This is a genomic window from Asticcacaulis solisilvae, from assembly GCF_017875235.1.
GTDB classification, from domain to species: domain Bacteria; phylum Pseudomonadota; class Alphaproteobacteria; order Caulobacterales; family Caulobacteraceae; genus Asticcacaulis; species Asticcacaulis solisilvae_A.
In genome coordinates this window covers 42,261-55,572 of record NZ_JAGGMI010000022.1, presented here as the reverse complement: position 1 = coordinate 55,572, position 13,312 = coordinate 42,261, and the positions used below count along the sequence as shown (strand labels likewise).

Below are 13,312 nucleotides of genomic sequence, written 5' to 3'. Positions count from 1 at the left end.
ACGGCCGCATAACCCCGGCATCCAAAAATACCCAAACCCAAGTAACGGACAAAAAACAAACCCCGCCAAAAAGACGGGGTTTGTCAGCAGTCTGAAGGCTCCCGAGGGAGCCTTTTTTCATGAATGGCGGACAGAGAGGGATTCGAACCCTCGATAGAGTTGCCCCTATACACGCGTTCCAGGCGTGCGCCTTCAACCACTCGGCCACCTGTCCATCCAGATCGTGACAGGCATAAGGGCCGTCACGCGGAAGGCGGCCTTTATAACCACGCCGCGCGACTTCGCAAGCTGGAAAGCACTCTTTCATTGGCTTTTTTTGTAACCATATCGGAGGCTGGCGCGTATAAGCAGTGTAACGAAAGGTTCCTTTGCATATGTTCGGTCTCAAAACCCAGATGATTTCCCAGAGCCAGGCCTTGCCGGGTCGGCCCGATCCCATCCCCACCGAAGAGACGCACGTGGTCCTCGGCACCCCGCTTAAAGGTCCGTATCCGGAAGGCTCGGAAAGCGTCGTCTTCGCCATGGGCTGCTTCTGGGGCGTCGAGCGCCTGTTCTGGAAACAGCCGGGCGTCTTCACCACCGCGGCAGGCTATATCGGCGGCTTCACGCCCAACCCGACCTATAAGGAGGTCTGCTCCGGCCAGACGGGGCACACCGAAGGCGTGCTGGTCGTCTATGATCCCAAGGTGATCAGCTTTCAGCAACTGCTGAAGATCTTCTGGGAGAACCATGATCCGACGCAAGGGCACCGCCAGGGCAATGACGTCGGCACCCAGTATCGCTCGGCCATCATCCCGTCGACGTCGGAACAATATACCCTGGCCATGACCAGCCGTGACGCCTTCGCCACCCAGATGAAGGCGCTCGGCAAGGACGCCATCACCACCGAAGTCTACCAGCCTTCGGATACGACCGAGGCGGATGCGCCGACGCCGTTCTACTTCGCCGAGGACTACCACCAGGGTTACCTCGACAAGAACCCGGGCGGCTATTGCGGCCTGAAGGGCACCGGCGCGACCTGCGTTATCTAGAGCGATATGGCGAAAAGTGTGAAGCGGTTTTCACCATAAATATCGCGACAAAGCAAAAACTTAGATCGGGATGATTGCTTCCATCTAAAATCATTCCGATCTAAAAGCTGATAATATGCCGGGGAGCTGGGTTTCCAGGTCCTCGGCGATCAGGCCTATGCCGAAACGGCGGGCGGCTTCGGCGTGCAGCCAGGCCGCCGCGCAGGCGGCATCGAATGTCGCCATGCCCTGGGCCATCAGTCCCGTCGCCATGCCAGCCAGCACATCGCCCGTGCCGGCGGTCGCCAGTTGCGGCGGCGCGTCGCGGTTGATGACGGTGCGGCCATCCGGCGCGGCGATGACGGTGTCTTTTCCCTTTAACAGCACAACGGCGCCGGAAGCCCGCGCGGCTTTCTGAGTGTCTGAGACACGGTCGCTGACCGGGCCGAACAGGCGGGTGAACTCGCCTTCGTGCGGGGTGAGCAGCGTGGTGGCGGACGTCGCGCGAAACAGCGCCGCCGGAACCTTCTTGAACACGGTCAGGGCATCGGCATCGAGCACACAAGGGCCTGAGGCAAGCGCGGCCATGGCGAAGTCGCAGGTCCGGGGGGAAAGGCCCGCGCCGGGACCAATAAGGACGGCGGTGATGCGCTTGTCTTCAAGGAGGTGTGAAAACGCCGCCGCGTCCCTGGCGACCTTGGTCATGATGGCTTCGAGGGCCGTGGCATAGACAGGCAGGGCCGTCTCGTCGCACACCACCGACACCAGGCCCGCGCCAATGCGTAAACACGCCCGCGCCGCCAGCCGCGCCGCACCCGTCGACTGGATCGGACCGCCGACAATCAGAGCGTGGCCGCGATCGTACTTGCTGCCGTCGGGCCTCGGGCGGGGCAGGGCGTCGCGCCATAGGTCAGGGCTGTTGTCCGTGGTCATGATGGTTCTCCGACAAAGGGCAGCAGGCGAGTGAGGTCGTCCAGTGCAATATCTTTGCCATAACGTAACGGCAACCCATGGTGCAGGCGTACCCAGTCCTCCATCATCGCCGCCTGCTGTTCGTAGCCGTAATCGCGATAAGGCTTGCCGGGGATCAGGTCGTAGGCATAGCGGCCGCGGTGAATGATGACGTCGCGGATGAAGTAGCTGAGCAGCGTCATGCCGGTACGGTATTGCCAGACATGGACCAGTTCGTGGGCCAGGACGGCCAGCATGACCGCGTTACGGCTCATGTCGCGCGGGAGGTTCGGCCAGAAAATCGTGCGGCCGCGGACCAGGATAACGGCATAGCCCCTCAGCCAGCGCGACACGTGCGACAGAGGATGCGGCTTGCCCTTTAGCACGACGTCATCAGGCGTTTCCGCCAGCAGCCCCGGAGGCAATGCCGCGCGCTCGGCAGCGGTGAGGGGGCGGGAATAGGGCGTCAAGGCAGAAGCCCCGCCCACCATTTGCTCCGCAAATGGTCCCCCCTCCCCATAAATGGGGAGGGCGAAAATATAGGGTCTGATTTATTATTGCATGCCGATCCGCGGCGGTTGGTGACAAACTGAAAGCTGACAGTACTTCGCCCTCCCCATTTATGAGGAGGGGGGACCGCTGCTTGCAGCGGTGGGCGGGGCCAGCTGTCGTTCCACGGAATCATTGCCGCCGAGCTTAGGCGCGAATAGAGTGCGCGGCAATTCGAGAGGAAACACCCATGAATCTGGCCTTCGCGCCCCTGGCCCCGACAATCGTGCCTGTCACTACGGGTGAAGGCTTTCCGGTCCGCCGGGTGTTCTGCATTGGCCGCAACTACGCCGCCCACGCCCGCGAAATGGGATCGGATCCCGACCGCGAACCGCCCTTTTTCTTTACCAAATGGGCGGAAGTGGTCGTCCCTTCGGGTACAGAAATTTCCTATCCGCCGGAAACGTCCAGCTACCATTATGAGGCCGAACTGGTTGTCGCCATCGGCAAGGCCGGCCGTAACATTGCGCCCGAAAGAGCCCACGATCATATCTTCGGCTATGCCTGCGGGCTCGACATGACCCGCCGCGACCTACAGAACGACGCCAAGGGCAAGGGGCGGCCGTGGGACATCGGCAAGAATGTCGAACAGTCCGCGCCCATTGGCCTGATCCGTCCCGCAGCGCAGTGCCCAGCCATGGATACGGGCGCCATTACCCTGACCCGCAACGGCGAAGCCAAACAGACCGGCGACCTTGGCGAGATGATCTGGCCGGTCGCCGACGTCATCGCCTATATTTCGCGTTTTTATGAATTGCGGCCCGGCGACCTGATCTATACCGGCACGCCCGAAGGCGTCGGTCCTGTCACCCCCGGCGACACGCTGCGCGTTCATATCGACGGGCTCGATGATCTCACCATCACCATCGGCGCCCCCAAGTGACCGAAAAACCGCAAACCCAAAAGCCCGTCTGGTCGCTGCTCTACGTCCAGGTCCTGGCAGGCATCGTCATCGGTGCGGCCATCGGCCTGATCTGGCCCAACGTCGCGGCGCAGCCGTGGATGAAGGCTATCGGCGACGGCTTTGTCAATGCGCTGAAGATGATGATCGCCGTGCTGATCTTCTGCACCGTGGTGTCGGGTATCGGCCATATGAAGGCCGCCGGCCAGGTTGGCCGCGTGGGCATCAAGGCCATCATCTATTTCGAGATCATGTCGACCCTGGCCCTGGTCATCGGCCTGGTCGTCGGCAATCTGGCGCATCCGGGCGCGGGCCTCAACGCCACGGGCGACCAGGCTGCGATCGCCAGATACGTCGCGCCGGAAACGCATGAAAGCCTGTCCGATTATCTGCTGCATCTCATACCCAAGAGCTTCTTTTCCGGTTTTGCGGAAGGAAATATCCTCCAGGTTCTGCTGCTGGCCATCCTGACCGGCTTTGCCCTGATGCGGTTGGGTGACCGTGTCACCCACGTACGCACGCTAATCGACGAAGCCACCCACGTCATCTTCGACATCGTCAATATGGTGATGAAGGCAGCGCCTTTGGGCGCCGGCGCCGCCATGGCCTTCACACTCGGCAAGTACGGCGCGGCGGTCATCGGCAACCTGGTGGCGCTGATCGGCGTCTTCTACCTGACCGCGGCGATTTTTATCGTCGTGGTGCTGGGGGCGGTATGCTGGGCATTCGGCTTCTCGATATTCCGCCTGATCCGCTATGTCCGCGACGAACTGCTGGTGATCCTTGGCACCTCCTCGTCCGAAAGCGCGCTTCCCAGCGTCATGGAAAAGATGGAGCGGCTGGGTTGCTCGAAACCCGTCGTCGGTCTCGTCATCCCCACGGGCTACAGCTTCAATCTCGACGGCACCAATATCTACATGACCCTGGCGACGCTGTTTATCGCCCAGGCCATGAATGTCGACCTGACAATCATGGATCAGGTGACGCTACTGGTTGTCGCCATGCTGACCTCAAAGGGGGCCAGTGGCGTCACGGGGGCAGGATTCATTACGCTGGGCGCGACCTTGGCCGTTATCAATCCGGCGCTGATACCGGGTATGGCGATCGTACTCGGCATCGACAAGTTCATGAGCGAATGCCGGGCGCTGACCAACTTTATCGGCAACAGCGTGGCGTGCGTCGTCGTATCACGCTGGGAAGGCGAGTTGGACAAGGAAGCCCTCAAGCGTGGCTTATCGGCGCGGACGGAACCGGTTTTGCCGGAGGCTTGAGCACCTTCCTAAAAGTGTGAAGCGGTTTTCGGGAGAAAGCGCGCGTGAAATTACGGCGCGACTGTCGACGCCGACACGCTGGTCATTTCGGGCACATCGACCGGCGGCAGGGCGGGCTCGTAGCTCTTTGGCGTCGTCGAGACGTTCTGCGCCGAGAACTCATCGGCCATTTCGCTTCCGGTATTGGTCAGGCGCTCGCCTTCCGGGTTGCAAGCGGCGACCGCGATGGCCAGCAGGGCGGCGGCGACGGGAAGAATTTTGGCGGCAGGACTGCGCATCGGAAGGCTCCGTGAGAAGGTTTTCCCTTCATATGCCGTCGTTGCGTCGGAATGCTTCGTGTTTGCCACGCCCTGATGATAAAATGTCGGTAAGCGCTTTTCGTCTGACCACGACGTGGTAAGGTCTGACCAAAAATTTGGGAGACAGAGATGAAAACCGCGCTCGCACTGATATTGACATTACTCGCTACCCCGGCCTTCGCGCAGATAACGACCGAGCAGGACCATCGCCAGATGCTCGACCAGTTGGGTATCACGTCGATCCGCCCCGGCCCGAGCGGCGATCCGTCCGCGCCCAATGCCGCCAATACCGATGAGAGCAAGGCCAATCCCACTCCAGACTGGCCCGAGCTTCTGACGCTGAAAAATGGCAAGCCCGTCACCACGGCCGATCAATGGCACAAACTGCGCCGTCCGGAAATCGCCGCCGATTTCGAGCGCGAGATCGTCGGCCGTATCCCCGTCAGTGTCCCCAAGGTGGCGTGGTCGGTAGTCGCCAGCGAGATGGAATATATCAACTTCAAGCCGGTGATCGCGACGAAGCTTAAAGGTGTTGCCGACAATTCCGCTTTTCCGGAACTTGATGTCGCCATCGACGCAATGCTGATCCTGCCGGCCGATGCCGCGAAGACACCCGTGCCCGTCCTGGTCATGTTCACCTGGGGCGGGGCGAAGTTTCCGGCGCCGCAGCAGCCGGCGCCCGACGACATGGCGCGCATCAATGCCGCGCTAAAGGCCGAGCTTGTCGCACGCGACCCCAGCCTGGCTGGCGTCTTTGCCAGATATCCCGCCTATGACCTGGCGGCCGCGGCGCCTTTCCCACCGCCGCCGGGCTCAGGGCCGGAAGAGCGCATCCAGCAACTGGTCGCCGACGGCTGGGGCATCGTGCTGCTCAGTCCGACCAGCTACCAGGCCGACAACGGCGCGGGTTTGACGCGCGGCATTATCGGGCTGACGAATAAAGGTCAGCCGCGCAAGCCCGACGACTGGGGCGCGTTGCGCGCCTGGGGCTGGGGCGCCAGCCGCGTCCTCGACTATCTCGAAACACGGCCGGAGGTGGACGCAAAGCACGTCGGCATCGAGGGCGTGTCGCGCTATGGCAAGGCGGCGCTGGTCACCATGGCGTTCGATGAGCGCTTTGCGCTCGGCCTCATCGGTTCGGCGGGCGAGGGCGGCGTCAGCCCCTATCGCCGCAACTTCGGCGAACAGGTGGAAAACCTGGCCGGATCGGGCGGTTATCACTGGATGGCGGGCAACTTCCTGAAATATGCCGGCCCAAAGACCGCGGCCGATCTACCGATCGATTCGCACAGCCTGATCGCTCTGGCCGCACCGCGCCTGACCTTCATTTCGTATGGCGTGCCGGAAATGGGCGACGCCCTGTGGCTGGACCAGCAGGGCAGCTTCATGGCGACCGTCGCGGCGGGATCGGTGTGGAAACTGCTGGGTGCGAAAGATCTGGGCGTCGGCAACGATTACAAGATCGCCCGGCTGCCGCCGCCCGAAACCGATCTGCTCGACGGCGAACTGGCCTGGCGCCAGCATACGGGTGGGCATACGGATGCGCCCAATATGCGCCATTTCCTGAAGTGGGCGGACGGCAAGGTCGGCCGTGCCTCACTGCTCAAATAGCGGTAAACGCCTGCCTTCCCCAAATGGTTTATTTCCCTGTCAATCGCCTGCCGCCTCGTGTTAGGTTCCGTCGAATCTCGTGGCGGGGGCTGCGAAAGGGAGTGAATGACCGACTTGACCGGCCTGCCTTTTCCCGCGGATCGCGGACCCATGGCCGAAAAGGTGCGGAATTTCGACTGGGCGTCGACGCCGCTGGGGCCGATCACGGGTTGGTCTCCGGCGCTGAAGATCGTCGTCGACCTGATGATGGCGTCGAAATTCCCCAAGTGCCTGTTCTGGGGGCCGGACCTCATCGCCATCTTCAATGACGCCTACTATCCGCTGCTGGGCGAGACCAAGATCCATTCGCTGGGGGAGCCTTACCGCGTCACCTGGGCCGAGGTCTGGGACGACATGAAGCCGATCATCGATAAGGCGATGGGCGGCGAAGCGGTATTTATCGAGGACCATCACATTCCGGTCGCCCGCTATGGCGCGCCCGAGGACGCCTATTTCACCTTCTGCTATAGTCCCGTCCGCGACGAGAACGGCCGGATCAATGGCATCATGGACACGGTCGTCGAAACGACCGGCAAGGTCCATACCGCCCGCGAACTGAAGGCCGAGCGCGAACGCCTGCTGCAACTATTCGAACAGGCGCCCAGCTTCATGACCGTCTTGCGCGGCCCGGAACACGTTTTCGAATACATCAATCCGCAATATGCCAAGCTGATCAATGGCCGCGACGTCGTTGGCAAGACCCTGGCCGAGGGGCTCCCCGAGGTTGTCGAGCAAGGCTTCGTTGGCCTGCTCGACAGCGTATATTCCACGGGAGAGCCCTATACGGCCTATGCCGCCAAGGTTGACCTGCTTCAGGACGACGGGGCCATAGAGGAACGCTTTCTTGATTTCGTCTATCAACCCATCCGCGATGCGTCGGGCGAGGTCACCGGCGTCTTCGTCGAAGGCTCGGATGTTACCGAACGGCATTTCGCCGAACGGGCCGTCCTCGACCGTGAGGAACGCCTGCGCGAACTGAACGAAACACTTGAGGTGCAGGTCGCCGAGCGCACGGCCCAGCTTGACCGCGTCTGGCGCAAGGCGCGCGACGTCCAGGTGGTGGTGGGGCTGGACGGCATACTCCACGCCATCAGCCCGGCCTGGGAGACGATACTGGGGCGCGATCCGGCCGATGCGACAGGCCGGCATTTCAGCGAATTCATCTGGCACGAGGACCTCGGCCGCACCCAGGACAATCTCGACCGCGCCCTGACGCGCGGCGACCTGAACGGATTCGAGAACCGCTACACCCATGCCGACGGCACGCCGCGCTGGCTGTCGTGGCGCACCACGACCGAAGGCGACCGCATCTACGCCTACGGCCGCGACATCACCGCCGAAAAGGACCAGACCATCGCCCTGGCCGCCGCCGAGGACGCCTTGCGTCAGGCGCACAAGATGGAGGCTGTCGGCCAGTTGACCGGCGGCGTCGCGCACGATTTCAACAATATGCTGGCCGTCATCATGGGCTCGCTGGACCTGTTGACCCGCCGCGTCGGCGTCGAGGACCCGCGCGCCAAACGCTATCTCGACGCCGCCATGGACGGCGCCAAGCGCGCCGCCGCCCTGACCCAGCGCCTGCTCGCCTTTTCGCGCCAGCAGCCGCTCCGGCCCGAAGCCATAAATGTCAACCGCCTGGTCTCGGGCATGTCCGACCTGCTCAGGCACTCGATCGGCGCGGGCATAAGGCTGGAGACCGTGCTGGCCGGAGGCTTATGGAGCGTCAATGCCGACCCGAACCAGCTCGAAAACGTCATCCTCAATCTGGGCGTCAATGCCCGCGACGCCATGCCCAAGGGCGGCCGGCTGACGATCGAAACCCAGAACGCCCACCTCGACTACCGCTATGTCGCGGCCCAGCCCGGCCTGCCCGAAGGCCAGTACGTGCTGATCGCCGTCACGGACACCGGCACGGGCATGACGCCCGAGGTCATCGCCAAGGCCTTCGATCCCTTCTTCACCACCAAGGAGACCGGCAAGGGCACAGGACTGGGGCTCAGCCAGGTCTATGGCTTCGTCAAGCAGTCGGGCGGCCACGTGAAGATCTATTCCGAACCCGGCGAAGGCACCACGGTCAAGATCTACCTGCCGCGCGTCGTCGCCGCCGCGAAGGCAGAGAACGAAGGGGCCGACTACGGCCTGCCGACCGGCGAAGCGCAGGAAATCGTTCTGGTCGTCGACGACGAGGCCGCCGTGCGCCAGTTCAGCATCGATGCCCTGACCGAGCTCGGTTATCGCGTGCTTGAAGCCGACGGCTATGCCGGCGCCATCCGCATGATCGAGCAGCATCCGGACATCGCGCTTCTGTTTACCGACATCGTCATGCCCGACGGCAATGGCCGCAAGCTGGCCGACGATGCGCAAGGCCTGCGCCCGGATCTGAAGGTGCTTTACACTTCGGGCTATACGCGCAACGCCGTGGTTCATAACGGCGTCGTCGATCCGGGCGTCGAGCTGATCGGCAAGCCCTTCACCGTTGATGCGTTGGCCGCCAAGGTGCGCGAAATCCTTGATAAGGCAGATTAACTCTGCGCAATCATGATCGATCGCGATTGACGCTGAGCACCCCCTGACTTATCCTTGGTCGTACACATACCAAGGGAGGGGACTATGGTTGTACTCGGACGGCGTATCCGCACGGCCCTGTGCATGGGGCTGGCACTGACGGTCGCGGCGCCGGCGTGGAGCCAGGCGACCACCGATGCGCCCAAATCCGAGGCCCCGAAGACGGATACAGGCAAGACGGCCACGACCGACCAGACCTTGACGATATTCGGCCGCAAGCGGAACAGCCCCAATCCCGACCACGTCCGCATCGACCCGAACCAGGCCTCGTCGTGCGCCTTCATGGAAGAATACGATCCCAATTACGATCCGATCGTCCAGGGCTACCTCGATGACTTCAACGTCCGCCGCGAGGAGGACGACAAGAATTTCAGCGCCAATTCGCCGGGCGGCAATGCCCGCTCGGGCCAGCGCTCGGACCTGCCCGGCATGAACGGCGAGCTGGGGCCGAACGACCGGGCGCCACCGTGCAATCCGTCCGATCGCTATTTCGCCGCCGGCCGCGCCATGATCGCGCGCAAGGACAAGTCGCTGCGCGAGGCCTACGCCGCCTTCGACGACAAGAAGTACGAAGAGGCGCTGGTCCTCTTCCAGAAGTCCTACGTCAAGATGGGCTATGACGTCGCCGCCCTGATGGAAGGCAAGATGTACCTGCTGGGCCTGGGCACCAAGCCCGACAGCAAGCAGGCCGTCATGTGGCTGACCAAGGTGGCCGAAGCGCCCTTCAATCCGGAAAAGGACGTCCAGAAGTGGGAGGAGGATGATCCGGCCTTTATGGCGCCGCGATCGGACGCCGCCATGCTATTGGGACGCATCTACCTGACCGGCTGGGGGATCGACAAGGACGCCAGGACGGCGCGCAAATGGTACATCAAGGCCGACACCTTCGGCTTTGTCCCGGCGGCCCACATCGCCGGGCGCATGTTCGAAGGCGGCATCGGCGGCGAGGTCGATATGAAGGCCGCGGTCAAGTACTATACCCGCGCCGGTGAGGCCGGCTACGCGCCGTCGCAATACAGCATGGGCGTCATCCTTTATGACGGCGCCGACGGCGTGCCCGCCGATCCAAAGCTGGCGGCCGAGTGGTGGTCGCACGCCGCCAAACGCGGCCATCCCGACGCACTTTATGAGATGGGCCGGCTCTATGACTTGGGCGAAGTCGTCGCCGCCGATCCGCAAAAAGCCATCGTCTACTATAAGGAAGCCGCTCTGGCCGGCCAGGCCGACGCCCAGGTCGCCATCGGCACCTTCTTCTATACGGGTGAGATTGTTGGCCAGGACCATGCCATCGCGCGCAAATGGTTCGCGTCCGCCGCCGAACAGGGCAATCCGGACGGCATGTTCAACCTCGGCGTTATGCTGTCAAAAGGCGAGGGTGGCGATGCTGACCGCGCCGTGGCGCTGATCTGGTTCCGCCTGGCCGAGGAGATGGGGTTGGAAAAGGCCGGCAAGGCGGCCAGTGCGCTTGAGCCCAAGCTGACGGACGAGGAGAAGGCGCGCGCCAACAGCGTACTGAAGGAACTGAAGGCCGCCGGGTAATATGATCCCGCGAAAAAGGTGGACTGACAAAAACGTGCTTTGACGTATCCGCCCATTCGCCCCTAAAGAGTCTTTCCCTAAGAAGAGAGACTATCAGTATGCGTTTGTATGAGACGGCCTGGGTCCAGGTCGACGGCCAGGACCAACCCTTTCAGGTGCACAAGGATCGCAAGAATGCGGCGATCTTTAATGTCGGCGAATGGCAGTACGACATCGACGGCCGGGCGATGCGCACCTCGCCGGATGCGCCGCGCATTCTCAAGATCCTGAGCCTGCAGGAAGCGCGCGAACTTGGCCTGCGCCAGGACTATAACCGCGACATTTCGATCGGGATTTAAGCCAAATCGACCTCTCCCCGCTTACGGGTTTGGCGCCAGCGAAAGTATAGCTTTCGCCAGCCATGGACGAGAGCGGAGCATAAGCGCTGACGATCGGGTGAGGGGCCGCCTACCGCTATAACCACGGAAAACACTAAAAGCTTCGCTGCCGCTCAGTGACCCGGAAGGCGCGGAATTCTCGCCTTCTGCCTCTCCAAATCTAATAGATTTGGGGAAGGGCCATTTGCGAAGCGAATGATGGGCCTTCTTTCCCACCTTGCTGCAATCGCCGCTGTGATAGTATTGTTTTTCTGACGCTGTATCCACTACGCTTTAGCGTGCATTTGGGTGTCTACAGTATCAAGCCTCTGGTGCATTGTATCTCGCCGTTAAATACGCAAGATGCATTAGTAGGTTCCACCCTATACAAAATATAACGTTAGGATTGCGAACCAATAAAAAGCCCGTTAAAATTATCCCATATGATTCTATTTCTGATTTTTACATTTTGAGTTTGACGAGTTAATCAAATAACGGGGCACGTTGTGGAGAGTATGAAGGCGAAAGAATTAATTTCCGGTGCTATGGAGATTCTTTATTTTATATTTTCTTGGATAGTATTGCTTACTATTAGTGTGATCATTTCTGGTAAATTTGCAGCAAAAGCTTTTCCTGTTGGATTTATAGGTGATGATAAAATTGCGATAAATATCGTTATCCTTAAAATGAAGGCGACAGGAGATGAAGTCGCTTTGGGATTTTCTATTTTTATACTGTGTCTAGCGGCCTCTGTAATATTTGGCGGTGGGGCAGCTTATGAATATTTTAAAATTCATTCTGGAATTGACGTCGGGCAGTGGAATTCACTTTGCGTGATATCGAGCGCCGCGTGTCTAACTATATCAATATTTGCCTATCTGATTTCAAAATTACTTGTTCCTCCGCGCGTAATAAGTGGAACTGAGCGTCAGGAAATGATTGAGAAATTGAAAAATGACAAGTGAATATTTCAATTATGAGCCTTATCACGAGGGCGGCGCGGTCGACGGGCGCTCGCTATCCAGTGTGATCGCGTTAGTCAGCGGGAAGGGGGGAAGCGGTAAGACGCTTATCGCTACTGCTATTGCTCTTGGCTACGCAAACGCCGGAAAGAGAGTTTTATTGATAGATGCTGATTTTGGCACCGGGGGGCTGACTTACTATCTAGGGTTTAGTGCTTTTGAGCGCGCACGCGAAGGATTGACTGAGGTGATGATTCAGCGGGATCAGCATGAAATTTCTCCTTTAATGCTCAAAGAGTACACTGCGAAGGCTAGCTTTGAGGCCCAAAGCGAAGCAAAGATGCTTTCATTGATCGATTTAATGCCTGTGGGCGAGCACAGGCAAATTGAAGACGGTGTGAGTAACGTTGCTATATATAAATTACGAGAAATATTAGAAGAGTGCCGCCATAAGTATGATTGCGTTATATTCGACTGCCGTGGAGGTATAGATTATGAGTCGCTATCCGTCTGTGATGTTGTAGGTAAAATTATACTTGTTGTTGAAACTGATGCAGCATCTATTCAAGCGTCTAGACATTTGTCAGAGGTTTTGCACAAGAACGGGTATGGCAAGAAATTGTCCGGTTTTATTTTGAACAAAGTTATTGATGATCCGTCAGCAATGTCTCAGGCGGGGTTAACATTTTTCAAATGCGAAAATCTTGGATCTATACCTTTTGATATACAGACGACGCGAAATTTTATTAAAGGTGAAATCCCCCAAATCTCGTCGATTTTCTGCCGTCATGTTTTCAAGGCACTTTGGAAGGCTGATCGGGCGATGGATAAGTACTCAAGTATAAAAACTTTGTCACGTGAAGAGTTTAATTCTTTTGCGACGAGAGACCCGTATGCGAGTGGCGGTGGTCTTGTAATATCCGCTATAGCATTTTATGCTCTATTAGGTATGTCAATTGCATATTTTAATGGCGGAAGAGAATGGTTATCTAGTCATTATATAGAACTTTTATCCGCTTCACTTGTAGGTGTTATCGTAGCTGCATCAGATAAATTGAGGAATTCTATAGGCTATGTATTCAGAGTTTATGCAGAGTCCCCAGCGGTCTTGATGAGACGATTACTTCGTACATAGACTCCCACTTCGCACCCGCGAAAATAGTTGCGCGGGTGCTCTGGCCTTTTGGCGCGTTTTCAGCTATATGCGCCGCAAATCAGAACAAACATCCCGTTATCAGGCGCCTCGCACCCAACGATAT

12 protein-coding genes and 1 tRNA gene are annotated in these 13,312 nt (G+C 59.3%); 9 read left to right on the top strand and 4 right to left on the bottom strand.

What is annotated here, in order from left to right:
* Positions 1-124: 124 nt before the first annotated feature.
* Positions 125-214 (bottom strand) — tRNA-Ser (locus tag J2X24_RS21815).
* Positions 215-374: 160 nt separating this feature from the next.
* Here J2X24_RS21815 and msrA point away from each other — a divergent pair.
* Positions 375-1,031: a peptide-methionine (S)-S-oxide reductase MsrA gene (gene msrA, locus J2X24_RS21810; protein ID WP_209726134.1), complete on the top strand. Its 657-nt coding sequence runs from the start codon at positions 375-377 to the stop codon at positions 1,029-1,031.
* A gap of 90 nt (positions 1,032-1,121) precedes the next feature.
* Here the strand turns inward: msrA and J2X24_RS21805 are convergent, their stop codons facing one another.
* Positions 1,122-1,943 carry an NAD(P)H-hydrate dehydratase gene (locus J2X24_RS21805; RefSeq protein ID WP_209726132.1) on the bottom strand — a complete coding sequence of 274 codons (822 nt, stop codon included), beginning with the start codon at positions 1,941-1,943 and terminating at the stop codon, positions 1,122-1,124.
* Positions 1,940-2,431 (bottom strand): hypothetical protein, encoded by a 492-nt coding sequence (locus tag J2X24_RS21800; RefSeq protein WP_245345029.1) that lies wholly within the window; start codon positions 2,429-2,431, stop codon positions 1,940-1,942. Before J2X24_RS21800 ends, J2X24_RS21805 begins: the two co-directional genes overlap by 4 nt.
* 269 nt (positions 2,432-2,700) lie before the next feature.
* Here J2X24_RS21800 and J2X24_RS21795 point away from each other — a divergent pair, with 269 nt between their 5' ends.
* Together J2X24_RS21795 and dctA are read left to right on the top strand one after the other, a co-directional pair.
* Entirely contained in the window at positions 2,701-3,393 is a 693-nt protein-coding gene (locus J2X24_RS21795; RefSeq protein ID WP_209726128.1) for a fumarylacetoacetate hydrolase family protein, read from the top strand.
* A complete protein-coding gene (gene dctA / locus J2X24_RS21790) occupies positions 3,390-4,682 on the top strand; it encodes a C4-dicarboxylate transporter DctA (protein WP_209726126.1) in 1,293 nt (430 codons plus the stop codon). The genes J2X24_RS21795 and dctA overlap by 4 nt, the downstream gene beginning before the upstream one ends.
* Before the next feature lie 50 nt (positions 4,683-4,732).
* Here dctA and J2X24_RS21785 read toward each other — a convergent pair whose 3' ends face one another.
* Entirely contained in the window at positions 4,733-4,960 is a 228-nt protein-coding gene (locus tag J2X24_RS21785; RefSeq protein WP_209726124.1) for a hypothetical protein, read from the bottom strand.
* A 150-nt stretch (positions 4,961-5,110) separates the two neighbouring features.
* Here J2X24_RS21785 and J2X24_RS21780 point away from each other — a divergent pair, with 150 nt between their 5' ends.
* The 6 genes from J2X24_RS21780 (at position 5,111) to J2X24_RS21755 (ending at position 13,188) form a co-directional block, all read left to right on the top strand.
* Entirely contained in the window at positions 5,111-6,592 is a 1,482-nt protein-coding gene (locus J2X24_RS21780; protein ID WP_209726122.1) for a glucuronyl esterase domain-containing protein, read from the top strand.
* Positions 6,593-6,697: 105 nt separating this feature from the next.
* Complete coding sequence (locus J2X24_RS21775; RefSeq protein WP_209726119.1) at positions 6,698-9,157, top strand: hybrid sensor histidine kinase/response regulator; 2,460 nt, start codon at positions 6,698-6,700, stop codon at positions 9,155-9,157.
* Positions 9,158-9,241: 84 nt separating this feature from the next.
* A complete protein-coding gene (locus J2X24_RS21770; protein WP_209726117.1) occupies positions 9,242-10,735 on the top strand; it encodes an SEL1-like repeat protein in 1,494 nt (497 codons plus the stop codon).
* A gap of 98 nt (positions 10,736-10,833) precedes the next feature.
* Positions 10,834-11,073, top strand: coding sequence for a hypothetical protein (locus tag J2X24_RS21765; protein WP_245345028.1), 240 nt, complete (start codon positions 10,834-10,836; stop codon positions 11,071-11,073).
* A gap of 533 nt (positions 11,074-11,606) precedes the next feature.
* Positions 11,607-12,056, top strand: a complete 450-nt coding sequence (locus J2X24_RS21760) for a hypothetical protein (protein ID WP_209726115.1) — start codon at positions 11,607-11,609, stop codon at positions 12,054-12,056.
* A complete protein-coding gene (locus J2X24_RS21755) occupies positions 12,046-13,188 on the top strand; it encodes a CpaE/TadZ family protein (RefSeq protein ID WP_209726114.1) in 1,143 nt (380 codons plus the stop codon). Before J2X24_RS21760 ends, J2X24_RS21755 begins: the two co-directional genes overlap by 11 nt.
* Positions 13,189-13,312: the final 124 nt, after the last annotated feature.